This is a genomic window from Paraburkholderia sp. RAU6.4a, from assembly GCF_050435625.1.
Taxonomy (GTDB): Bacteria; Pseudomonadota; Gammaproteobacteria; order Burkholderiales; family Burkholderiaceae; genus Paraburkholderia; species Paraburkholderia tuberum.
In genome coordinates this window covers 86,483-109,180 of the sequence record NZ_JBNDKQ010000001.1, presented here as the reverse complement: position 1 = coordinate 109,180, position 22,698 = coordinate 86,483, and the positions used below count along the sequence as shown (strand labels likewise).

18 protein-coding genes and 1 pseudogene are annotated in these 22,698 nt (G+C 64.4%); 14 read left to right on the top strand and 5 right to left on the bottom strand.

Annotation, left to right across the window (positions count from 1 at the left end; all coding sequences use genetic code 11):
• Nucleotides 1–105 precede the first annotated feature (105 nt).
• The 11 genes and pseudogenes from OKW40_RS00510 to OKW40_RS00460 all read left to right on the top strand — a co-directional run bounded on the left by OKW40_RS00510 (nt 106) and on the right by OKW40_RS00460 (nt 12,664).
• A pseudogene (locus tag OKW40_RS00510) lies at nt 106–1,402 on the top strand (MFS transporter).
• A gap of 261 nt (nt 1,403–1,663) precedes the next feature.
• Entirely contained in the window at nt 1,664–2,527 is an 864-nt protein-coding gene (locus OKW40_RS00505) for an ABC transporter permease (protein WP_429354303.1), read from the top strand.
• A 2-nt stretch (nt 2,528–2,529) separates the two neighbouring features.
• Complete coding sequence (locus OKW40_RS00500) at nt 2,530–3,582, top strand: ABC transporter ATP-binding protein (RefSeq protein WP_429487629.1); 1,053 nt, start codon at nt 2,530–2,532, stop codon at nt 3,580–3,582.
• A gap of 11 nt (nt 3,583–3,593) precedes the next feature.
• Entirely contained in the window at nt 3,594–4,655 is a 1,062-nt protein-coding gene (locus tag OKW40_RS00495; protein WP_429487627.1) for an extracellular solute-binding protein, read from the top strand.
• 3 nt (nt 4,656–4,658) lie between these two features.
• Entirely contained in the window at nt 4,659–5,546 is an 888-nt protein-coding gene (locus tag OKW40_RS00490) for an ABC transporter permease (protein WP_429487625.1), read from the top strand.
• Nucleotides 5,547–5,619: 73 nt separating this feature from the next.
• Nucleotides 5,620–6,810 (top strand): M24 family metallopeptidase, encoded by a 1,191-nt coding sequence (locus OKW40_RS00485; RefSeq protein ID WP_429487623.1) that lies wholly within the window; start codon nt 5,620–5,622, stop codon nt 6,808–6,810.
• Between the two features lie 66 nt (nt 6,811–6,876).
• Nucleotides 6,877–8,124 (top strand): metal-dependent hydrolase family protein, encoded by a 1,248-nt coding sequence (locus OKW40_RS00480; RefSeq protein WP_090810841.1) that lies wholly within the window; start codon nt 6,877–6,879, stop codon nt 8,122–8,124.
• 74 nt (nt 8,125–8,198) lie between these two features.
• Nucleotides 8,199–9,119, top strand: a complete 921-nt coding sequence (locus OKW40_RS00475; protein WP_429487621.1) for a LysR substrate-binding domain-containing protein — start codon at nt 8,199–8,201, stop codon at nt 9,117–9,119.
• A gap of 127 nt (nt 9,120–9,246) precedes the next feature.
• Nucleotides 9,247–10,311: an ABC transporter substrate-binding protein gene (locus tag OKW40_RS00470; RefSeq protein ID WP_429487619.1), complete on the top strand. Its 1,065-nt coding sequence runs from the start codon at nt 9,247–9,249 to the stop codon at nt 10,309–10,311.
• Between the two features lie 41 nt (nt 10,312–10,352).
• Nucleotides 10,353–11,330, top strand: coding sequence for a N(4)-(beta-N-acetylglucosaminyl)-L-asparaginase (locus OKW40_RS00465; protein WP_429487617.1), 978 nt, complete (start codon nt 10,353–10,355; stop codon nt 11,328–11,330).
• Between the two features lie 254 nt (nt 11,331–11,584).
• Nucleotides 11,585–12,664 carry a tartrate dehydrogenase gene (locus OKW40_RS00460; protein WP_429487615.1) on the top strand — a complete coding sequence of 360 codons (1,080 nt, stop codon included), beginning with the start codon at nt 11,585–11,587 and terminating at the stop codon, nt 12,662–12,664.
• A gap of 163 nt (nt 12,665–12,827) precedes the next feature.
• Here OKW40_RS00460 and OKW40_RS00455 read toward each other — a convergent pair whose 3' ends face one another.
• The 4 genes from OKW40_RS00455 to OKW40_RS00440 form a co-directional block, all read right to left on the bottom strand.
• Nucleotides 12,828–13,940: a PAS domain-containing protein gene (locus OKW40_RS00455; RefSeq protein WP_429487613.1), complete on the bottom strand. Its 1,113-nt coding sequence runs from the start codon at nt 13,938–13,940 to the stop codon at nt 12,828–12,830.
• A gap of 231 nt (nt 13,941–14,171) precedes the next feature.
• Nucleotides 14,172–15,134 (bottom strand): PDR/VanB family oxidoreductase, encoded by a 963-nt coding sequence (locus OKW40_RS00450; protein ID WP_429487611.1) that lies wholly within the window; start codon nt 15,132–15,134, stop codon nt 14,172–14,174.
• Nucleotides 15,135–15,223: 89 nt separating this feature from the next.
• Nucleotides 15,224–16,684, bottom strand: coding sequence for an NAD-dependent succinate-semialdehyde dehydrogenase (locus tag OKW40_RS00445; protein ID WP_429487609.1), 1,461 nt, complete (start codon nt 16,682–16,684; stop codon nt 15,224–15,226).
• A gap of 10 nt (nt 16,685–16,694) precedes the next feature.
• The gene (locus OKW40_RS00440) at nt 16,695–17,843 is read right to left on the bottom strand and encodes an aromatic ring-hydroxylating oxygenase subunit alpha (protein WP_429354311.1); all 1,149 of its coding nucleotides are present in this window, start codon (nt 17,841–17,843) and stop codon (nt 16,695–16,697) included.
• 400 nt (nt 17,844–18,243) lie between these two features.
• Here OKW40_RS00440 and OKW40_RS00435 point away from each other — a divergent pair, with 400 nt between their 5' ends.
• From OKW40_RS00435 to OKW40_RS00425, 3 genes are read left to right on the top strand one after another with little or no spacing between them, the layout of a single operon-like run.
• Nucleotides 18,244–19,689, top strand: a complete 1,446-nt coding sequence (locus tag OKW40_RS00435; protein ID WP_429354312.1) for a purine-cytosine permease family protein — start codon at nt 18,244–18,246, stop codon at nt 19,687–19,689.
• Between the two features lie 24 nt (nt 19,690–19,713).
• A complete protein-coding gene (locus OKW40_RS00430) occupies nt 19,714–20,865 on the top strand; it encodes a porin (protein WP_429487606.1) in 1,152 nt (383 codons plus the stop codon).
• Nucleotides 20,865–21,860 carry a LysR substrate-binding domain-containing protein gene (locus OKW40_RS00425; protein WP_184067819.1) on the top strand — a complete coding sequence of 332 codons (996 nt, stop codon included), beginning with the start codon at nt 20,865–20,867 and terminating at the stop codon, nt 21,858–21,860. The genes OKW40_RS00430 and OKW40_RS00425 overlap by 1 nt, the downstream gene beginning before the upstream one ends.
• Here the strand turns inward: OKW40_RS00425 and OKW40_RS00420 are convergent.
• Nucleotides 21,857–22,567 carry a FadR/GntR family transcriptional regulator gene (locus OKW40_RS00420; RefSeq protein ID WP_429487604.1) on the bottom strand — a complete coding sequence of 237 codons (711 nt, stop codon included), beginning with the start codon at nt 22,565–22,567 and terminating at the stop codon, nt 21,857–21,859. The two genes, OKW40_RS00425 and OKW40_RS00420, sit on opposite strands and share 4 nt — an antisense overlap.
• Nucleotides 22,568–22,698 lie beyond the last annotated feature (131 nt).

Here is a 22,698-nt window from a genome sequence, read left to right as displayed (position 1 = left end):
AGTAGCGATACCAGGATGATGGGTTGACTGCCTGGCGGCGGCGCAGCCCGTTACGATGCTTTGGATAGCTCGAACAGACCCTCGTCACCCTGGAAAGCCTCGAAGATGAATCGTAAGCTCGACGTACCATCGGTCGAACCGGTGCCACCACAGGCGCAGGCCACGGCGACAGCCAAGGCCGCCGCGCCGGCCGGCGATGAAGCCGCCGCGCATTGGCAGCGCAATCTGTGCGTGTGCGTGTTCGGCTCGTTCACGACCATCGTCGCGATGACGCTGCTGCTGCCGTTCCTGCCGCTCTATGTCGAGCAGCTCGGCGTAAAGGATCATGCGGCGATCGTGCAGTGGTCCGGCGCCGCGTTCGGCGCGACCTTCTTCAGCGCCGCGCTCGTCGCGCCCCTGTGGGGCAAGCTCGCGGACCTCTACGGCCGCAAGCTGATGCTGATCCGCTCGAGCCTCGGCATGGCGGTCGCGATGTCGCTGATCGGCATGGCGCACTCGGCGTGGCAGCTGGTCGCGTTGCGGCTGCTCGCCGGGTTGCTCGGCGGCTATGCGTCGGGCTCGATGATCCTCGTCGCGACGCAGACGCCGAAGGCGCGTTCGGGCTGGGCGCTCGGCGTGCTGTCGTCGGGGATCATGGCGGGCAATCTGGTCGGCCCGCTGATCGGCGGCTTCCTGCCGCCGCTGATCGGCATCCGCGCGACCTTTTGGGCCTCGGGCGCGGCGATCTTCGTCGCCTTTCTCGCGACGGCGTTCCTGATTCGCGAAATGCCGGTTCGCAAGCGCGCGGACAGCGCGCCGAAGCAGGGCGCGTGGGCCTCGGTGGACGACAAGCGGCCGGCCATCGCGATGCTTGCCACGGGTCTGCTGCTGATGGTCGCGAATATGTCGATCGAGCCGATCATCACCGTCTACGTCGCCCAGCTCACGAAGCCTCAAAGCGTGACGATGATCGCGGGCTTCGTGATGTCGGGCGCGGCGCTCGGCAGCGTGATCTCGTCGTCGCGTCTGGGCAAGTTCGCCGATCGCGCCGGGCACTGGAATGTGATCGTCGGCTGCCTCGCCGTATCGGCGGTGTTGCTCGTTCCGCAGGCGTTCGTCACCGCGAGCTGGCAGCTGATCGTGCTGCGTTTCCTGATGGGCATGGCACTGGGCGGCCTGCTGCCGTGCATCGCGAGCGTGATCCGCCCATAACGTGCCGGCGAGCGTGACGGGCGCGATCCTTGGGTACTCGGTGTCGTCGCAATACGCGGGGCAGGTGGCTGGCCCGTTGCTGGGCGGTTTCGTCGGCGGACACATCGGTATGCGCGCGGTGTTTCTCGGCACCAGCGTGCTGATGGCGCTCGGCGCGCTCGCGAACTGGCGCGTAAAGTCGGGCAGGGCACGGGCAGCGGTGGCGCGCTGATACAAGCCTCCTCGACGGTCAACGCGTTTGCCATTCCGGCGCAAACACCTTTCCCCTGGGCGACCAGCGCCCGCGTAAACCCCAGCGCGCGTCTAGCCAGAACCCGCTTTGCTCCTTTTTTTATTCATGCTACTGTGAATCGCAGTTCGTCAGGCTATGCAAATTTACATTGCGACCAGCCGAGGCGAAGCGGGGGTGGCCTGAGGTCGCCACTCCGCCGGACACACCCCAACGTGTAATCCCGACCAAGGAGAAAGCGCGGTGACGCAGGTTCCGATCGACGGTAGCAGCATCGTTTCCGCGCGCGCTTTGTCCCACCCACGTCTGTCCCCGGCGAAATGGTTCGTCAGGGCGGGCGTCGCGCTCATCTATCTGTTCATGCTGAGCCCGCTGATCTTCGTGATCTGGCTGAGCTTCTTCAAGGACGCGATCATCACGTTCCCGCCGTCCGGCTACACGCTGTCGTGGTACGTCAACGCATGGCGTAACGACGCGTTCGCGAATGGTTTCGTGCTGTCGCTGAAGCTCGCGGCCGGCGCGGCGATCGGCGGCGTGGTGCTCGGTGTCGCTGCCTCGCTCGCGCTTGCGCGCTACCGGTTTGCTGGGCGTCGCCTCGTCAGCAACACGCTGCTGCTGCCACTAGTCGTGCCTGGTATCGTCGCCGGCATTGCGACCTATCTGTTCTACCTGCGCGCCGAGAATGCGCTCGACACCGACATCGTCGGCACGTTCGGCGGCCTGCTGCTCGCGCATGTCTGCCTGACGATCCCATGGACGATCCGGCTCGTCACCGCGAGCCTGGGCCAGCTCGACACCACCGTCGAGGAGGCGGCGCGCAATCTCGGCGCCGGTGCGTGGCGCACGCTGTGGCGCGTCACGCTGCCGATGCTGCGGCCGGCGATCGTCGCCTCCACGCTGTTCGGCTTCATCGTCTCGTTCGAGAACCTCGAGATGACCTTGCCGCTCGTCGGCCCCGGCAAGACGACGTTGCCGATCGCAATCATGCAGTACCTCGAATTCAATCTCGACCCAACCATTGCGGCGGTATCGGCCGCGCAGATCGTGCTGCTTGGCATCGTGATGCTGATCACCGATCGTTTCGTGAAGCTCGGCAAGGTGATCTGATCATGGCTCAGGTATCCCTGCGCAATCTGCGCAAGCAGTATGGTGCGACGACCGCGGTCGCCGACGTGTCGTTCGATATCGCCGAGGGCGAGCTGGTCGCGTTCCTCGGCCCGAGCGGCTGCGGCAAGACGACGACGCTGCGCATGGTCGCGGGCTTCGTCGAGCCGAGCGACGGCGAAATCTGGATCGGCAACACCGAGGTCACGCGGCTCGCACCCGACAAGCGCAATACCGGCATGGTGTTTCAGCGCTATGCGTTGTTTCCGCACATGACCGTCGCGCAGAACGTCGCTTTCGGTCTGGAAATGCGGCGTGTACCGAAGGCGGAGCGCGACACGCGGATTCGCGAGGCGCTCGACATGGTGCGGCTGAGCTCGCTCGCCGAACGCTATCCCCGGCAGTTGTCCGGCGGCCAGCAGCAGCGCGTCGCGATTGCGCGCGCGCTCGCGATCCGGCCCGACGTATTTCTGCTCGACGAGCCGTTGTCGAATCTCGACGCGAAGCTGCGCGTCGAGGTCCGCGAAGAAATTCGCGCGCTCCAGCAGCGTCTCGGTCTCACGACGATCTTCGTCACGCACGATCAGGAGGAAGCACTTGCGATGGCGGACCGCGTGGCCGTCATGCACGACGGACGCGTGCAGCAGATCGGCAGCGCGGACGCGTTGTACGAGCGGCCCGCCAACCCGTTCGTCGCGAGCTTCCTGGGCCGCATGAATTTCCTCGCGGGCCACGTCGACAACGGCCAGTTCATCACGGCGAACGGCGAAAAGTTCACAGTCAACGCGGCCGCGCGCAATGCCAACACGCTCGGCATCCGACCCGAGCGCCTGCGTCTCGCCGCGGCGCCCGAGCACAGCGAAGTGTCGATCCCGGTCAGGCTGGCCGAGCGGATCTATCTCGGCGCGACCGTCGAATTGCGCCTCACGAGCGAGCTCGGCCAGAGCCTCGTCGCGCTCGTGCCGAACACCGCGCACGCCGGTGCCGGCGCATGGTCGCCGGGCGACACGCTGCACGCGTGCTTCAGAACCGAAGATTGCCTGCTTTTTTCCGCCTGAAGGACCATAAAATGAGCTATCCCATCACGCGCCGCACGTTTCTGAAAGCTGCTTCCGGTCTGCTCGTCGCTCCGTCGCTCGGTTTCGATCCGCGCACGGCGCTGGCGGCCGACGCTTGCCCCAACGTCGTCGTCGGCACGTGGGGCGGTGATTATCTGAACCTGCTCGAACAGAACATCGGCAAGCCGATCATCGAGGCCGCTGGCGGTCGCGTCACGTACGACTCGGCGGATCAGATCGGCCGCATGACGAAGCTGCGCGCGGAGAAGATGTCGCGTCACGGTTCGCTCGACGTCGCCTGTCTCGCCGACATCGACATGTTCGACGTCAACCGTTCCGGGGTGCTCGAACCGCTCGACACGAAACTGGTGCCGAACTCGGCGCGCACGATCGAAGCGCTGCGCCGCCCGTATTCGATTCCGCACATCTTCAGTGCGATGGTGATCGTCTACAACCCGGAGAAGTTTCAGGCGAAGCCCGATTCGCTCGCGGCCGCGCTCGATCCGAAACTGAAGGGACGGGTGGGTTTTTCCGACATTCTGTACAACTTCAACGTGCTGCAGTCTTCGCTCGCGGCGGGCCAGAACAATGGCGACACGGCGGCCGGCATCCAGTTTCTGCGCGAGGTGCGCAAGCAGCAGCCGAAGGTCTATCCGTCGAACGAAACGGTCGCGGCGGCGCTGAAAAGCGGCGAAATCTGGATGACCTGCATGTGGAAAGCGCGCGCGCTGCAGTGGAAAAAAGGCGGCGTGCCGGTCGACTACGCGTTCCCGAAAGAGGGCGGCGTGCCGGTCACGTTCGAGGCCGCCGTGCCGAAGAACGCGCCGACGCGTGCGTGCGGCTTCAACTATCTGAACGCGATGCTCGATCCGCGCGCGCAGGTCGGCTTCGCCGAGACGATGGGCTATGCGCCGACCGTCACCGATGCGGCCTTGCCGCCGACGCTGCAACAGAGCGTCGGCTTCACGAATGCCGAACTCGATCGCCTCGTCAAAGTCGACTACGCGCGTTTCACCGCGGAAAAACCGGCGCTGCTCGACTTCTGGAACAAGGAATTCAAGCCGGGACTTTGAACCATGACGACGAGCGCACTGAACGCCGCGCCGCGGCGCCGCGACTTCGCCGGGGGCCTGCTCGCAACGCCTGCCGTGCTGGTCGTGCTATTCGTGATCGTGCTGCCGGGCGTGCAACTGGTGCGCTACAGCTTCAATCATTTCGACTCGGTCCAGATGATGCAGGCGGCGTTCACGCTCGAGAACTACGTCCAGTTTCTGACCGATCCGTACTACCACGCGGTGCTGTGGACCACGATCAAGGTGGCCGCGCTGTGCACGGCGCTGTCGCTCGTATTCGGTTTTCCGGTCGCCTATGTGCTTGCTAAAACGCAGAGCCGCTTCAAGAGCCAACTGGTGATGCTGCTGGTGTTTCCGCTGCTGGTCGGCAACGTCGTGCGCGCGGCGGGTTGGATGGTCATGCTCGGCAACGCGGGTTTCGTCAATGCGATGCTGATGGCGCTCGGCCTCGTCGATCAACCGGTGCGGCTGCTGTATACGCCGTTCGCGGTGGTGGCCGGCACCACCGCCGTGGTTCTGCCGTACATGATCCTGACCTTGCAGAGCGTGCTCGAAGGCCTCGATTTCTCGATCGAGGAAGCCGCGCGCAATCTCGGCGCGAGCTTCGCTCAGACGCTCGCGCGCGTCGTGCTGCCGATCGCGGCGCCCGGCGTCGCGGCCGGCACGATGCTCGTGTTCATTCTGTGCATGAACGCATACGCGACACCGGTTCTGCTCGGCGGCACCGGCATCACGATGATGACGCCGGCAATCTACGACCAGATCGCCAAGGCGAACAACTGGCCGTTCGGGGCCGTGCTGTCGATCGTATCGATGGTCGTCACGTTTGCGCTGGCGCTGTTGTCGCACTGGATCATCCAGCGGCGCTACGCGAAGACGATGATGACCTGAACTGGCAGGGCGCGCCGCGGGCTGGTGTGTGGGATGCGCCTCTCCTCAATTCTTCTTCCTGAAGGAACAACAGATGCCAATCCTCACCGACAAGACTCGCGCTTACCGTCACGACCTGATGCAAAAACTGATGGAACGTCAGCGAGTCGATGCGCTGATCTTCACGTCCGCCGACTTCTTCCAGTGGGCGACCAATTTCCACGTCGACGTGCAGACCTGGGAGCGGCCGATCGCCGTGTGCGTGCCGCTGTCGGGCGAGCCGTTCGCGATCATGAACGAGCTGTCGACGCATCACGTGATGATGGCGCGCGAGCGCGGACATCTGTGGCTCGACGATATCTCGTTCTACTCCGAGCATCCGCGCGTGGTCGAGCGGCAGCCGCTACTCGCGGAAGTCCCGGAACTGATCGCCGCGCGTTTGCGTGCCGCCGGGCTTGGCGCATCGCGAATCGGCGTCGAAGCCGCCGGCGGTCCGCTCGGCCGCGCGGCGTCACTGCTGCCGGACGCGAAGTTCCTGCCGATGCTCGCCGAGTTGCGCTCGTTGCGCTGGGTCAAGCACCGGGAGGAAATTGCCGTCATGCGGGCCGCCGCAAGCCTCGCCGATTGGGTGCAGGACCGCTATCGCGAGAACATTCGCCCCGGACGGCTCGTTCAGGAACTCGACTATCAGATGGCCACCCTGATGGTGACCGAAGGCGCGCGCCGCTTTCCTGGCGAGAACCTCGAAGTGATGCGTTGCTGGACCTTGTCGGGACCGGCATCGGCGTCGCCGCACGGCGACGGTGCGTCGTGCGGCGCGCAGATCAAGGCGGGCGACGGTCTGGTCAATATCGTGATTCCGCGTTTGAACGGTCTCGTGATCGAGAACGAGCGCACCTGGTTCTGCGGCAAACCGAGCGCCGAGCAGGCGCGTTTTCATGAGGTCGCGCGCGCGGCCAACGAGGCGGCCGTCGCGGCGGCCGTCACGGGTCAGCCGGTTTCGGGTATCGACGCGGCCGCGCAGGCGGTGATCGAGCAGGCCGGCTGCGCGAAGTACATCCGTCATCGCACGGGGCATGGCATGGGCATCATCGGTCACGAGTATCCGGACGACATGGCGTTCAATCACCGCGCGCTGCTGGACAACGAGGTGTACTCGGCGGAGCCCGGCATCTATGTGTACGGCCTGGGCGGTTTCCGGCTCGACGATTCGGTCGTGACCGGCCCGACGCCGGAGCTGCTCACGAAGACCCCGCGCACGCTCGCGCACGCGACCATCGATTGAGTCGCGCAGCGCGCGACACCCTTCAACGTTGGAGATGACCCGGATCTTGTACCGGGAGGAGACCTGATGGAGTCGATTCTGTTCTCGCACTGCGCGCTGCTCGATCCGGCTGCCGGCGAATTGCGTGAGGACCACGCGGTGCTGGTGGAAAACGGACGCATCAAGGAGGTCTCGGACCGGCCGATCCGCAGCGCGTCCGCACGCGAAATCGACCTGCGCGGCAAGACGCTGATGCCTGGCCTGATCGATTTGCACGTGCACGTGCATGCGACGCAGCTCAATCTCGCGGCACAGGTGAACTTGCCGAACGTGCTGGTCACGCTGAAGTCGTTGCCGTTGTTGCAAGGCATGCTTCGGCGTGGCTTCACGACAGTGCGCGATGCGGGCGGCGCGGGCTTCGCGCTCAAACAGGCGTTGGAACAGGGGCTCGCCGAAGGTCCGCGCCTGTTCGTGTCGGGCCGCGCGATCAGCCAGACCGGCGGACACGGCGACATGCGCGGCCGCAGCGACTACATCGGCACCGATAGCCCATGCGCGTGTTGCGCGCGGGTCGGCGCGATATCGCGTGTCGCCGACGGCGTCGATGCCGTGCGTCGCGCGGTGCGTGAAGAGCTGCAGATGGGTGCCGATCAGATCAAGATCATGGCCTCGGGCGGGGTCGCCTCGCCCACCGATCCGGTCGGCGCATGGGGTTATTCGGAAGACGAGATCAGGGCGATCGTCCACGAGGCGCGGGCGCGCGGCACCTACGTGCTCGCGCATGCGTACACGGCCGAGGCGATCGCGCGCGCGGTACGCTGCGGCGTTCGCACGATCGAGCACGGCAATCTGGTCGACGAAGCGGCTGCGCGGGTGATGGCCGAGCACGGCGCGTTCGCGGTGCCGACGCTCGTCACCTACGACGCGCTCGCGAACGAAGGCGAAGCGCTCGGCCTGCCCGCCGACAGCGTCGCGAAGATCGGGAGCGTGCGCCAGGCGGGCCTGCGTTCGCTCGAAATCTTCCGCGCGGCAGGCGTGCCGATGGGCTTCGGTAGCGATCTGCTCGGCGAATCGCAGCGTCTGCAAAGCGATGAATTCCGCTTGCGCAGCGAAGTGCTGACGCCGCTCGAAATCCTGCGCAGCGCAACGGTGGTCGGCGCGCAGGTGCTCGGCCAGGTCGGGCAGCTCGGGCAGATCACGGCAGGCGCGCACGCCGACATGCTCGTCGTCGACGGCAATCCGCTTGCGTCGCTCGACTGTCTGCTGGGGCAGGGCGAGCGCATTCCGGTCGTGATGAAGGGCGGTAGAATCCATGCCTTTGATTTGCCGGCGTGACATGCGCAGCGCTCGCTTGCGCGCGAGGTTGACAGCGGGGAGCGCCGGCGGCCCGTGCAATCCGGAGAGAACGGATGGACTTTCGGCACATCGACGCATTCAGGGCGCTGATGCTCACGCGCACGACGACCCGCGCCGCGCAGGTCATCGGCACTTCGCAGTCGGGCATCAGCCGCCTGATTACCGATCTGGAGCGATCGACCAGTCTCACGCTGTTCGATCGCAGCCGCGGCCGGCTCGAACCGACCGTCGAAGCCCTGGCGCTGTTCGAGGAAGTCGAGCGGCGCTATGCCGGCCTGGACAACATCCGCGAGTTCGCGCTGAGCTTGCGCAATCCGTCGACCGCGGTGATTCGCGTGGGCTCGGTCGTATCGTTCGGGCTCGGCTACTTCGCGCGCGTCGTGGCGAACTTTCATCGCCGGCATCCGGCCGTGCAGATTGCGTTGACGACCGGGGCATCGTCGCTGATTCGCGATCAGGTGGTGTCGCGTCAACTCGCGCTCGGTCTCGTCACGAATACGGTCGACGTGACCGGCACCGATTCGACCGCCTTCGCGCAGCTCGACGCGATCTGCGCGTTGCCGGCCGGTCATCCGCTGGGCAAGCGCAAGGTCATCAAGGTGGCGGATCTGCGGAATCAGCCGATCGTGTCGTACGCTCTGCCGGACCTCGTGCGCTGGGGCATGGATCAGGTGTTCGCGAGCGGTCAGCTGCAATCGCAGGTGGTGGCGACCGCGCCGTACTCGGTCAACATCGCGACGATGGTCAAGGAAGGCCTCGGCATCGGTTTGCTGCATCCGGTGTCGGCGTACGACTTTCTCGACTCGAATCTGATCTTGCGCCGCTTCGAGCACGCAATGCCTTTCTACACGCTGAAGATCACGCCGCATGGCGCCGCGCCGGCTCCGCATCTCGACGAATTGTCGAAGGTGATGGAGGAGACGCTCGAAGAAGTGCTGGCGGCCGTGAATACGCGCTTGACGGCAGCGAGCTGACCGATTGCCGCTTCGCGGCGGCAGCGGCGTTCCCCACCTATCCAATGAAATACCGATCGGGCCACCGAGGCCTGACGTCGTCTGTTGCGGTTTCTTTTCGAAAGCGCATTTCTCCTGGAGCGAGTGTATGAATCACATCAACCAGCCACGCCGCCGTTTTCTTCGATCGACGGGGACGCTCGTCGCCGCCTCCGCGCTGGGTCCGTTCGCGTTGAAAGCCAATGCGGCCGGTGCGTGTTCCGGTCAGGTGGTGGTCGGCACGTGGGGAGGCGACTATCAACGCCTGCTGCAACAGAACATCGATTCGCTGGTGACGCCTACCGGTGATGCGATCACCTATGCGGTCGGCAGTGCGCTCGCGCGGCAGACCACGATGCGCGCCGAAGCACACGGGCGGCGCAGCACGTTGGATGTCGCGCTGCTGCGCGATAACGACATGTTCCAGATGTACTCCGAAGGCACGACCGCGAAACTCGATGACGCGCTGCTGCCGAACCTTGCCAACGTGATTCCGCAATTTCGTCGCAGCTACGCGGTCCCGCACATCTTCAGCGCGCTCGTGCTCGTCTACGATACCGACAGGGTGCGCACGCGCCCGGACGGTCTCGCCGTGCTGCTGGACCCTCAATTCAAGGGCAAAATCGGCCTGGTCGATGATCAGTATGACTATCTGACGCTCGCGGGCGCGCTTGCCTCGGGTGGGCAAGCGAGCGATCTCGCGCTCGGGCAGAAGTATTTGCGCGCGCTGCGCGAGGCATCGCCGCGAGTGTATCCGTCGGTCGATGCACTGGCGTCGGCGCTCAAGAGCGGCGAGATCGTCGTGACCGTCACATGGAAGGCGCGCGCGCTGCAGTGGAAAAAGGCGGGCCTCGCGGTCGATTACGTGTTCCCGAAGGAGGGCGCATTGCCGGCCACGTTCGAGGCCGCCGTCACCGCGGGCAGTAAATCGTCCGCCTGCGCGTTTCCCTATCTGAATGCGATGCTCGATCCGCGTTCCCAGCGCGCGTTCGCCGAATCGATGGGCTACGCGCCGACGATCGCGAATGCGAACCTGCCGCCGTCGTTGCAACAGGCGGTGGGCTTCTCGGGCAAGGAGCTGGAGCGGATCGTGCCGGTCGACTTCGCGATGCTGATGAAACACAAAACGGAAATGCTCGACTTCTGGAACAAGGATTTCCGCGCTGGACTTTGACCCTGAGGCTCCGCACATTTCTGCCTGCAAGACCCAAACACATGATTATTCTGACCAACAACGAAGGTAAATCCGGCATCGGCTTGACCGCGGAACTGCTGCGCAATGGCGGTGCCGGGCTCGACGCGGTCGAGGCAGGCATCCGGCTCGTCGAAGATGACGAAGAGGTGCGCACGGTCGGGCGTGGCGGCTGGCCGAATCTGCTCGGCGAAGTCGAGCTCGATGCGTCGGTGATGGATGGCTCGACGCTGCGCACCGGCGCGGTGGGCGGTCTGAAGGGGTTCAGGCATCCGGTCAGCGTCGCGCGCGCGGTGATGGAACGGCTGCCGCACGAGCTGCTGATCGGCGAGGGCGCCGCGCGCTATGCGGCCGAAACGGGTGCGGAGCGCTGTGAGCTGCTCGCCGAACATTCGCGCAAAGCGTACGCGCGCTGGTTCGACGGCGAAGTCAGCGCGGCCGACAGGGCCGCGTGGCCGAACGTGCCGCTCGAACGCTATTGCCACGACGCGGTGGATCCGGAGATCGGCAAGGACACGACCGTGTTTCTCACAATGGACAGCGCCCGCAATGTCGTGAGCGGCACGAGTACATCGGGATGGGGCTGGAAATATCCGGGCCGTCTCGGCGACAGCCCCGTGATCGGCGCGGGCTCCTATGCCGATAGCCGTTACGGCGCCTGCGCATGCACGGGCGCGGGCGAGATGACGATCCGCGCCGGCACGGCGCGCGCGGTGGTGCTCTACATGAAAATGGGCATGAGCGTCGAGCGCGCGGTCAGCGAAGCGGTCGACGATATGCGCGCGCTCAAGGGCGGCTTGATCAGCCGCGTGACGATCCATGCGATCGATGCCGCGGGCAATCACCGCGTGGTGGCGGTCAATGGCTTGCCGGGCAATCACTACTGGGTGTGGACGCCAGACATGGCGCAGCCGGAGCGCCGTGCTTGCGAGCTGATCCAGATCTCGGCGGGTGAGCCGCAGAGCAAGCGGATTGCGATGCAGGTTTATACCGACGTTTGAGGGTGACGCGTAGTGGCGATGTGGCCGTCCACGCATTGCGCGGACGGATAAGTTCGATCCGACGGTTCGTTCAGGTCGAATCAGTCGGGCAAAGACCTCTTAGCGATGCAGGCCCGGAGCCTCGCGGACGATTATTCACGCATCGTGTTCAATGTCTCAACGCTACAGCGGCTAATTTCCGGCGCCCTTTGAGGCATGCTTGCACTCATCGAGCGCGCACCCATTGAGGCGCGCCGTGCAACGGAGAACGAGACATGAGCAAGACATTCAGAATCGCCGCGATTCCCGGCGACGGCATCGGCCAGGAAGTGATGCCGGAGGGCGTGCGTGTGATGGAGGCGGCAGCCGCGAAGTTCGATCTGAAGCTGGAATTTACGCATTTCGACTGGGCGAGCTGTGACTACTACCTGGAGCACGGCAAAATGATGCCGGACGACTGGTTCGCCACGCTCAAGGAGTTCGACGCGATCTATTTCGGAGCGGTGGGCTGGCCCGACAAGGTACCCGATCACATTTCGCTGTGGGGTTCGCTGCTGAAGTTCCGCCGCGAGTTCGATCAGTACGTGAACCTTCGGCCGGTACGTTTGTTGCCCGGCGTGCCGTGCCCGCTCGCGAATCGCAAGCCCGGGGATATCGACTTTTTCGTCGTGCGCGAGAACACCGAAGGCGAGTACAGCGCCGTGGGCGGCAAGATGTTCGAAGGCACGGAGCGCGAGTTCGTGCTCCAGGAGTCGGTGTTCACGCGCCAGGGCGTGGACCGCATCCTTCAGTACGCGTTCGAGCTTGCGAACACGCGCGAACGCAAGAAACTTACGGCGGCCACGAAGTCCAACGGCATCTCGATCAGCATGCCGTACTGGGATGAGCGCGTGGCTGCGATGGCCGAGGCGTATCCCGACGTGAAGTGGGACAAGCAGCACATCGACATCCTGTGTGCGCGCTTCGTGCTGCAGCCGGATCGCTTCGACGTGGTCGTGGCGTCGAACCTCTTTGGCGACATTCTTTCGGATCTCGGCCCCGCGTGTACGGGCACGATCGGTCTCGCGGCTTCGGCCAACCTGAACCCCGAGCGCAAGTTCCCGTCGTTGTTCGAGCCGGTGCACGGTTCGGCTCCGGACATCTTTGGGAAGAAGATTGCCAATCCGATCGCGATGATCTGGTCGGGTGCGATGATGCTCGACTTCCTCGGCAACGGCGACGCGCAATACAAGGCGGCGCACGACGCGATCATGCGGGCCATCGAGAACGTGCTGGTGGAAGGACCGCGTACCCCGGACATGGGCGGCGCGGCGAACACGGCGGACGTCGGCAAGGCTGTCGCCGCCGCGCTTTGAGCGGAAAGCGCGCGGGGTGTTCCTGCGGGACGCCCCGTTATCTTTGACGAATGCTCGTCACCCGGATTCAGCGAACCTTCATCGCCCGGATTCAGCGAACGTTCATCGCCCGGATTTAGCGAACGTTCATCACCCGGATTTAGCGAACGTTCATCGCCCGGATTTAGCGCGCGCCGATGCCGAACGGCGCGCTTCCCGTGGCCGCGGCTTCTTCGGCGACCGGCTGCGCACCCGTGGTCGCGGCCGCCGTCATGTCGGCGGGCTGCGCCGCGCGGCACAGTGCCGTGAGCCACACATCCTCGCCGTGCGGCGCGACACGCGCGTAGCCTTGCTCCACCACCAGCCGCCACGTATCGTCGGGCAACAACGCACGATACAGCACGCGATAGTCCGCGCGATGCGTGAGCGCGTCATTCACACTCGCTTCGCGCGCCGCGCGGTCGTCGGAATGAATGTGCTGCGAAAGTTCGACGAAATGACGCGGCGCCCTGGCCGGATCGACGCCGAACAGCCGGCACCATTCGTCCGACACGATCAGCTCGTCCTGCGCGCGCAGCCAGCGCCATGCACCGAAACCCGCGATGCGCGCAGCGTCATTGAGCAACTCCAGGCGGCTTTCCAACGCGCGCTCCGCTTGCTTGCGCGCGCTGATGTCGATGGTGGTGCCCACCACACGCACGGGACGCCCGGCATCGTCCAGCAGCATGGCGACGCGTGACTCGATCCAGCGGATCTGCCCGTCGGGAAGAATGATGCGGAAGTCCCACACGCGCGGCGCCGTGCTCGCAACGAGTTCCTTCAAGGACCCTTCGTTCAGCCAGATCGCGTCTTCGGGGTGCAGGATCTCCCAGAATTCGGCGTTGCTGTGGATCTCGCGGCCATAAAGCTTCGCGCAATTGCTCGAATAGATGAGCTCGTCGGTGATCAGATTCCATTCCCAGGTCACGATGCCGGCCGACTCCTGCGCCTGCTTCATGCGCGCTTCGTTCGACATGATCTCGGCGGTGTAGCGGCGGCGCAGGTCGGTCATGGGCAGTTCCGTATTGCCTGCGATGCCGAGGTCCTTCACGGCTTCGTCACCGTAGCGCAGCCAGACCCAGTTGACGTCGAGGAACGCCGCGAGGCGGCGCAGGTTCGAATAGTCGATCTCGCCGCCGCGGGTCCACTTGTGCACGGCGGGTCGTGAAATGCCGACGGCGTCGGCCACTTGCTGCAAGCTCAGCTTCTTGTGCTCGAGCAGTACTTTCAGACGGAACGCGAACGTATCCTCGGACATCCATTTCCCTCTATGACGTATCGCGCGGTCGAACGGATCAGGCGAAAAGGGCGGCATAGGCCCTGGGCCCGAAAGAAGGGCTCGGGGCCTATGCCGCCGATGATGAATGGGGCGCGCGGCCGGGACAATGCGTGCGAGCGCCTATCTTTCGGTAGTTTAACGGATCGGCGCGAGGGCCGTTCCGTCAGGCGCTGCAGCGCTCACCCGGGAATCCGTGCCGTGGAGGCCGGCCTACAGGTCGATCACGAGGCGTCGCGTGCGCGAGCGTGACACGCATAGCAGAATGGTCTTCTGCGCGGCTTTTTCGTCGTCGTCGAGATACTGGTCGCGATGATCGGCCTCGCCTTCGAGGATCGCCACTTCGCAGGTGCCGCACACGCCTTCGCGGCACAGCGACTCCACCGTCACGCCCGCGCGCTCGATGGCCTTGAGGATGGTCTCGTCCTCGCCCACTTCGAGCTCGATGCCCGACTTCGCGAGTAGCACGGTGAACGCCTTGCCGCCGGTGTCGGTAGCGGCGAACTGCTCCGAGTGCAGCTGTGACTTCGGCCATCCCAGCAACGCGGCGTTCGCGTAGACGGCGTCGTTCAAGCCCTGCGGGCCGCACACGTAAACATGCGCATCGGTCGGCAGGCTCTTGAAGAGCTTGAGCAGGTCGAGACGCTGGCCCTCGCTTTCCACATAGCAGTGCACGTTGGCCGCGTGCGGGCCAGCCTTCAGTTCGTCGACGAATGCGCCGTGCTCGGGACTGCGGAATGCATAGTGCAGATCGAGCTCGAGATCTTCAGGCCGATGCTCGGCGAGCTGCGCGAGAAAAGGCGTGATGCCGATGCCGCCCGCGATGAACACGTGCCGCTTCGCGTCGCTCGCAAGCTCGAACAGATTGGCGGGCGAGCCGATGGCGAGGCGCGTGCCCGCTTCGACCTTTTCGTGCATGAAGGCGGACCCGCCGCGCGAGGCCTCTTCGCGGCGCACGGCGATCTGATACCGGCGCGTGTCGTGCGGCGAACTCAGCAGCGAGTACGCGTTGTGGCGCCACGCTTCGCCGTCCTGCATGGAGACCAGGACATGGGCGCCGCCGTTGAAGGCGGGCAGTGGCGCGCCGTCGGGCAGTGCGAGCGTGAAGCGCTTGATGAGTGGAGTGAGTTGCTCGACGGCGACGACGTCGACAGCGATCGATTCGCGGGCGTTCATGTTGACTTCCTTGACTTCCTTGACTTCTGAGTCCGGAGAAAAGAGCGGATGCGGCGCGGCCCGCATCCGCTCGAAGGTGAGCGCGTCGATTAACGCGAAACCCCCGCCATACAGAGGTACTTGATCGACAGGTAATCCTCGATGCCGTACTTCGAGCCTTCGCGGCCGATGCCCGACTGCTTGACGCCGCCGAACGGTGCGACTTCGTTGGAGATCAGGCCCGTGTTGATGCCGACGATGCCGTATTCGAGCTGATCGGCCACGCGCCAGACGCGGCCGATGTCGCGGCTGTAGAAGTACGCGGCAAGCCCGTAGATCGAATCGTTCGCGAGTTGCACGACTTCGGCGTCGCTCGAAAAACGCACGATGGGCGCGACCGGTCCGAAGATTTCCTCGGAGAGCACCGCCATGCCGGGCTTCGCGTCGGCGAGCACGGTGGGTGCGTAGAAGTTGCCGCCGCGCTCGTGCGGCGCACCGCCCGTGACCGCGCGCGCGCCTTGCGCCACGGCGTCGCGCACGAGGCTGTCGACCTTGTTGCGCGCCGCTTCGGTGATGAGCGGTCCGATGTTCACGCCCTCGGCGAAACCGTCGTCCACCTTGAAGGCGGCCACCCGCGCGGCAAAGCGCCGGCAGAACTCGTCGTACACCGAATCGTGTACATAGAAGCGGTTCGCGCAGACGCAGGTTTGCCCGGCGTTGCGATACTTCGAAAGCAGTGCGCCTTCGATCGCGGCGTCGAGGTCCGCGTCGTCGAACACGATGAACGGTGCGTTGCCGCCGAGTTCGAGCGACACTTTCTTGACGGTATCCGAGCACTGACGCATCAGCAGACGGCCTACTTCGGTCGAGCCTGTGAACGTGAGCTTCTTGACGAGCGGGCTCGAAGTCATCTCGAGGCCGATCTCGCGCGACTTGCCCGTGACGATGTTGATCACGCCGGCGGGAATGCCGGCCTCCTCGGCCAGCGCCGCAAGCGCGAACGCGGAGAGCGGTGTCTCGTTGGCGGGCTTGATGACGATCGTGCAGCCGGCGGCCAGCGCGGGAGCGGCTTTGCGCGTAATCATCGCGGCCGGAAAATTCCACGGGGTGATCGCGGCGCACACACCCACCGGCTCCTTCGTCACGACCAGACGCTGGTCCGGGTTCGGGCTCGGGATCACATCGCCGTCGATGCGCTTGGCCTGCTCGCCGAACCACTCGATGAACGAGGCCGCGTAGCCGATCTCGCCACGTGCCTCCGCGAGCGGCTTGCCTTGCTCGCGGGTCATGATCTCGGCCAGCGCCTGCTGGTTCGCCATGATGAGCTCGAACCAGTTGCGCAGAAGGCGCGCGCGCTCCTTCGCCGTAGTGGCGCGCCACGCAGGGAAGGCGCGGTGCGCGGCCGCGATGGCCGCGCGCGCTTCGGCGGCGCCCATGTTCGGCACGTTCGCGATCAGCTCGCCCGTGGAGGGGTTGTAGACGTCGAGCGTGGCGCCGTCGTCGGAGTTGCGCCACTGGCCGTCGATATAGGCCCGCTCACGCAGCAGGCCGGAATGTTGCAGTGAATTCATGCGTGGCCCCTTAGTCCTGGTACTGCTGGGCAAGCAGGTTGTGGAAGTGCGCAATGCCGTGCTCGCTGACGCCGCTGCGCTGACTGTCGACCATGATGCGTCCCTGGCCGCGATAGCCGCGCGACTTCAGGCCCTTCTGCACGCTCTCCACGAGGCGCAGATCTTCCGGGCGGAACACGGTGCGATACCACTCGATCAGCTTCTTCTGCTCTTCGGTCGGCTCGTCGTTCAGGAAGTAGATGTCATAGTGCTGCAGCGTGACTTCGGCGCTCATCGGAAATTCGTAGATGACCGTCATGAAGTCGCCGCCCGGCGGCACGTTGAACATCGTGCAGGGCCACGCCCAGTAACCGCTGAAGCTCGGGTCCTTCACGGACGGGTCGAGCTTGAACGAACGCTCCGACGACTGCGCGTGACCGAACTGCAGCGTCCAGTTGCCGTGCAGCGTGTGCGTGTACTGGTCGATCTTCACGGAATCCGAGAAGCCGGGGTGCGCCGGGCCGCAGTGGTAGCACTCGAGGTAGTTATCGACGATCGACTTCCAGTTGGCCGGCGTCTCGGTCACGAAGCGAGCGGCGAGCTTGAGGTCGTCGATCACGGGGCAGGCCTTGCGAAGGCTGGCTTCGAGGCCCGGCAGTTGCGCTTCCACGCCCTCGGCGTCCGGGTTCAGGTTGATGAACACGAAGCCCGCGTACTCCTCTACGCGTACCGGCACGAGCGTCGAGTTTTCCTTGTCGAACGACTCCACGTGATCGCAGTTGTTGGCGTGCGCGAGCGCGCCGTCGAGCTTGAACGCCCAGGCGTGGTACGGGCAGGTGATAACGTTCTTCGCCTTGCCGCTGCCTTCGAGCAGCTGGTGGCCACGGTGCGGACAGACGTTATAGAAGGCGCGCAGCACCTTGTCTTTGCCGCGCACGAGCAGGATGCTCTCGCCCACCACTTCACGGGTCACGTAGGCATTCGCTTCGGCCAGTTCGCTGCGGTGCGCGACGCAGATCCAGGTGTTCTCGAAGATCCTTCTTTCTTCGGCCTTGTACACCGATTCAGAGGTGTAGTAGCTCGCCGGGATGGTCCAGGCGAGTTCGGGGTTGGCGCAGAAGTCGGCCGGCAACTTGGGGAGGTCGGGTTTTTTGTGGAATTCGATCGGGAGGTAGGTCATGGGGTCCGCCGTACTGGGAGTTAATTAACTGACAGTTACTATAAAACTATGGGTTAACGGGAATATAGGAGAAAACCGTCCGGCGGAGGATCGGGGTTATCCCGCACTGATCGCCCGGGTGGCGTGCGGATTCGATGCAAGACGCCCATTCTTTCTGTTAAGAATCAATGGAAATTGACGTTCGACGAACCAAATCGATTTCCGCATAGACGTCAATAGGAGGATGCGATAGTGCGACGAAACACTCCAGGGTGGGTACCATCGTTAACTGATGGTTTGTAGTTAACTGAAAGATAACCGCGTCGTGTCAGGAAACTGGAACTCCAGGTATCGGGACCGGCGCGGAAGGCGGGACCGTGCCATTCGCGGCCGCTTTCGCCACCCCACAACTGGAGGAGACATGTCCCACGAGGCAATTGCCGAAACCTTGGCCAACGAACCTTCGCGCGCAAAATCGCGAATCGAATCACGCTCGATCGACTATGTGCCGCTTGCCGAACGCAAAGGCAAGGCCTGGCACCTATGGCCCGTGTGGTTCACGGGCGACGCCAATCTCGCGACCGTCGCGGCCGGTGCGATTGGCATCAGCATGGGCGGCAACCTGCTGTGGAGTGCGATCGCCATCGTGCTCGGCAACGTGCTGGGCACCTTCTTCATGGCGTTCCATTCAAGCCAGGGGCCGCAGCTCGGGCTGCCGCAGATGATCCAGTCGCGCCCGCAGTTCGGCTACATGGGAGCGCTGCTCGTGTGGGTGGTCGCGCTCGTCACCTATATCGGCTACAACTCGTTCAACCAGCTGATGGCGGGACAGACCGCGCATCACCTGCTGGGCACCGAGCCGCATCTGAGCTACATCGTGTTCACGGTGATCGCGGTTGCGCTCGCGGTGTTCGGCTATGACCTGATCCATAAGGCACAACGTTGGCTCGCGCTTGCGCTGCTCGCCGCGCTCACGATCTTCAGCATCGGCATGTGCCTGAAGGTGCCGTTCCCCACAGGCCAGCTGAGCCTCGCGGGCTTCAAGACCACGCCGTTCCTCGTGCAGCTTTTTTCGGCAGCGGCATATCAGCTCTCGTGGTCGATCTACGTTTCCGACTACTCGCGGTATCTGCCGCCCAATACCGGCGTGCGCGCCACCTTCTGGTGGACCTTCCTTGGCGCGCTCATTGGCGGCGTCTGGATGATGCTGGTGGGCACGGCGGCCGCGGCGCTCAACTCGCAGATCGAGATCTCCGACGCGGTCCAGCGCGCGGGCGACATGATCTTCCCGGGATTCGGTACGGTTACGCTGCTGCTCTCGCTGCTCGGATTGCTCGCCATCACGGGCCTGAACTTCTACGGTGCCTCGCTCACGCTGCTGAGCATCACGGACTCGTTCAAGCCGCTCAAGTCGAACGCGACCAAGCGCATCGTGAGCCTCGTCGTGGTGGCACTCGTAGCGACCTCGCTCGCGTTTTCGGCGTCGGATAACTTCATGGGCAAGTTCGGCGACTTCCTCGGCATTCTCGGCTATCTGTTCACGCCGTGGACCGCGATCAACCTCGTCGATTTCTTCATCGTGCGCCACTCGCATTACTCGGTGCGTGAGATCTTCAACCCGCGCGGCATTTACGGACGCTGGAACTGGCGTGGCCTGACCGCATACGGGGTGGGCTTTGCCGCGATGATCCCGTTCTTCAAGACAGAGCTCTATTCCGGACCGGTCGCGAATGCGCTGGGCGGCATCGACATCGCGATGCTCGTGGGCCTGCCCGTCGCGGCACTGGTCTATCTGTGGGCCTGTCGCTCGATCGACATCGAAAAAGAGCGCCAGCTCGTGCGCGAAGCCGACCGTGGCCTGAACTGAACCTGACTCAACAACGACTACAACATGAATCAGACGAAGAAATTGCGACCCGCTGTATTCGTTACGGCGGTGCTCGCACTCGCCTTGCTCCCGGTGGCCGCGCGCGCGCAAAGCAGTGTCACGCTTTACGGCGTGCTCGACGCGGGCATCACCTACGTCTCTAACGCGGGTGGCTCGCATCTGGTCAAGTTCGACGACGGTGTGACTTACGCGAACCGCTGGGGCCTGATGGGTACCGAAGACCTGGGCGGCGGGATGAAGGCCGTGTTCAAGCTGGAGAGCGGCTTTCATCTGGGTAACGGGCAAATCTCGAATGGCGGCTCGCTTTTTGGTCGCGCCGCTTATGCGGGTTTGCAGAACGACTGGGGCACACTCATGTTCGGCAATCAGTTCGACATGACGCGGGAAATGGTCTACCAGTACAACGCGTCCGCGTGGGCAAGCGGCTACGCCATCAACCAGGGTGACTTCGACCGCATGAACGGCGACCATCTGCCGAACGCCGTGAAGTTCATGTCGAGCACGTACGGCGGGTTTCAGTTCGGCGGCATGTACTCGTTCAGCAATACGCCTGGCGATTTTCACAAGGGCAGCGCGTGGAGCGTCGGCGCGCAGTATCAGCACGGCCAGTTCTCGATGGGCACCGCCTATACGCAGCTGAACAACCCGTCGGGCATTTACGCGTTCGACCCGTACAACATGATCGGCGTGCGCACGTTCTTCGGCAGGCCGACCGTGAGCGTCGATCCTGCCACGGGCGCCGTCACGTCGCTGTATGCGGATACGCCTTTTCCGGTCGACAGGCAAGGTGCCTTCGGCGTGGGCGCGAGCTATGTCATCAACAAGGTCACGCTGATGGGTGCTTTCACATACACGCAGATCAAGGCGTTTGGCGAGAGCGAGCACATGCTGGTGGCCGAGGGCGGTGCGAACTGGCAGATCACGCCGGCGGCAAGTTTCGCGGGCGGCTATCAATACACGCACTTCGACGGCCACCACTGGAATCAGCTGTCTGCGGGTCTGCATTACCTGCTTTCGAAGCGCACGGACGTGTACATCTCGGGCGACTGGCTGCAGGCGTCGAACGGTGTGGATGCGGTGATCGGCTACAGCTTCACGCCTTCTTCGACAACGACGCAGGCCGACGTGCGCATCGGCATGCGCCACTCGTTCTGATGAAACTTCCTGCTTCCCCTGAGCTCAACGACCTGCGGGTGTTCTGCATGGTCGCCCGCAAGTCCAGCTTTAGCGCGGCCGCCGATGCGCTCGACGCCTCGGCGGCGTATGTGAGCAAGCGCGTCGGGATACTCGAAGCGAGCCTCGGCACGCGTTTGCTGCACCGCTCGACGCGCCGCGTGGCGATGACGGCCGCGGGCGAGCGCGTGTTCGCGTGGGCCGAGAAAATCCTCGACGACATGGAGCAGCTCGTCGAAGACGTCTCCAGCACGCGGCGCGTTGCGCGCGGCACGCTGCGCGTGTCGAGCAGCTTCGGCTTCGGCCGCAAGTTCGTCGCACCGGCGCTGGCAGCCTTGTCGGATCGCTACCCGCAACTGGGTGTGCGGCTCGACCTGTTCGATCGCGTCGTGGACGTGGCGGGCGAAGGCTTCGATCTGGACGTGCGCATCGGCGACGAGATCGCTGGCCACCTGATTGCAAGGCGCCTTGCAACCAACTATCGCGTGCTTTGCGCCTCGCCGGCATACCTCGCGCAGCACGGCGAGCCGCGAACCGTCGCGGATCTGGAGGCGCACGCGTGTCTCGCGATCAAGGAGCGCGATCACCCATTCGGCGTCTGGCGTCTCGATGCGGGCGGCAAGACGGTCGCGGTGAAAGTGACGGGTCCGCTCTCGACGAATCACGGCGAGGCCGCTGTGCAATGGGCGCTGGCAGGGCGCGGCATCGTGCTGCGCTCGATCTGGGACGTGCAGCCCTTGCTCGACGAAGGGAGGCTGCGGCGCGTGCTGCCCGAGCTCACGCAGCCCGCCAGCGTGTGGGCCGTATTTCCCGAACGTCTTGCGCAGTCGGCGAAGGTGAAGGTGTGCGTGGACTTTCTCGCCGAAGCGTTCGCGCAGGCTGGGGTGGGCTGCGCCGCGCAGGCGCCATCACAGGGCACTTCGAAGCCGCGGAGCAGAACAACGCCGACGCTGGTTCACAGTCACACCACCGCCTAAGACGTCTTCTGCCCCCCCGCAATCACCCGCTCCAACGACAGCTTCAAGTGACGCTGCATCGCCGCTTGCGCCTGAATCGCATCATGCGCTTCCAGCGCTTCGAGAATCACGAGATGTTCCTCGGGCACGGCGCCCCACGTCGTCTCGTTCTCGAAGTGGCCGCGCAGCTTTTCCGACAGCGGACTATGCCGCGCATCGAATAGCGAGCTGACGGTGCGCACCAGCACCTCATTGCCGGACATTTGCGCGATCGCGAGATGGAACGCGCGATCGGCCGCGACCGGAATTCTGCCGGCCTTTACTTCGCGCTCCATCTCGTTGTAGATGGCGCGCAGCATCTTCAGATCTTTCGGTTTGCAGAACGGTGCGACGCTCGCGATGATCGAGCCTTCGATCAGGCAGCGCGCGCCGAGGATGTCGAGCAGGCTATCGCCGAGTTCGGCCTGCGACAGCGACGCATCACTCTGCGCGGACGGCGTCGCGCACAGGTAGACGCCCGAGCCCATGCGAATCTCGACGAGCCCTTCCAGTTCCAGCGCGACCAGTGCCTCACGCACCGACGGCCGCGACACGCCGAGCGTCTCCGCCAGCGCGCGCTCGGGCGGCAGGCGGCCGTTCGGCGCGAACTCCGGCTGAGCGATCAGCTCGCGCAATTTTTCCGCGATCTGAAGATAGAGGCGGCGAGTGTCGGCAGGTCTGGTGGTCACGAAACGATTCCCGGCGATGTAGCTTGTGCAAGCCCCATAAGGCGAGCGCCGATTGTAGATCGAAGCGCCCGGCGCGCAAATCGTGCGTGCTCGGCGGCGCGGCGACAGCGTTCGGGGGTTTCCCCAACTCC

Bases quoted from the DNA above. Each gene is read 5' to 3' on its own strand.
- OKW40_RS00500 (WP_429487629.1), top strand. From the start codon at position 2,530: ATGGCTCAGGTATCCCTGCGCAATCTGCGCAAGCAGTATGGTGCGACG.
- OKW40_RS00495 (WP_429487627.1), top strand. From the start codon at position 3,594: ATGAGCTATCCCATCACGCGCCGCACGTTTCTGAAAGCTGCTTCCGGT.
- OKW40_RS00490 (WP_429487625.1), top strand. From the start codon at position 4,659: ATGACGACGAGCGCACTGAACGCCGCGCCGCGGCGCCGCGACTTCGCC.
- OKW40_RS00485 (WP_429487623.1), top strand. From the start codon at position 5,620: ATGCCAATCCTCACCGACAAGACTCGCGCTTACCGTCACGACCTGATG.
- OKW40_RS00480 (WP_090810841.1), top strand. From the start codon at position 6,877: ATGGAGTCGATTCTGTTCTCGCACTGCGCGCTGCTCGATCCGGCTGCC.
- OKW40_RS00475 (WP_429487621.1), top strand. From the start codon at position 8,199: ATGGACTTTCGGCACATCGACGCATTCAGGGCGCTGATGCTCACGCGC.
- OKW40_RS00470 (WP_429487619.1), top strand. From the start codon at position 9,247: ATGAATCACATCAACCAGCCACGCCGCCGTTTTCTTCGATCGACGGGG.
- OKW40_RS00465 (WP_429487617.1), top strand. From the start codon at position 10,353: ATGATTATTCTGACCAACAACGAAGGTAAATCCGGCATCGGCTTGACC.
- OKW40_RS00460 (WP_429487615.1), top strand. From the start codon at position 11,585: ATGAGCAAGACATTCAGAATCGCCGCGATTCCCGGCGACGGCATCGGC.
- OKW40_RS00455 (WP_429487613.1), bottom strand. From the start codon at position 13,940: ATGTCCGAGGATACGTTCGCGTTCCGTCTGAAAGTACTGCTCGAGCAC.
- OKW40_RS00450 (WP_429487611.1), bottom strand. From the start codon at position 15,134: ATGAACGCCCGCGAATCGATCGCTGTCGACGTCGTCGCCGTCGAGCAA.
- OKW40_RS00445 (WP_429487609.1), bottom strand. From the start codon at position 16,684: ATGAATTCACTGCAACATTCCGGCCTGCTGCGTGAGCGGGCCTATATC.
- OKW40_RS00440 (WP_429354311.1), bottom strand. From the start codon at position 17,843: ATGACCTACCTCCCGATCGAATTCCACAAAAAACCCGACCTCCCCAAG.
- OKW40_RS00435 (WP_429354312.1), top strand. From the start codon at position 18,244: ATGTCCCACGAGGCAATTGCCGAAACCTTGGCCAACGAACCTTCGCGC.
- OKW40_RS00430 (WP_429487606.1), top strand. From the start codon at position 19,714: ATGAATCAGACGAAGAAATTGCGACCCGCTGTATTCGTTACGGCGGTG.
- OKW40_RS00425 (WP_184067819.1), top strand. From the start codon at position 20,865: ATGAAACTTCCTGCTTCCCCTGAGCTCAACGACCTGCGGGTGTTCTGC.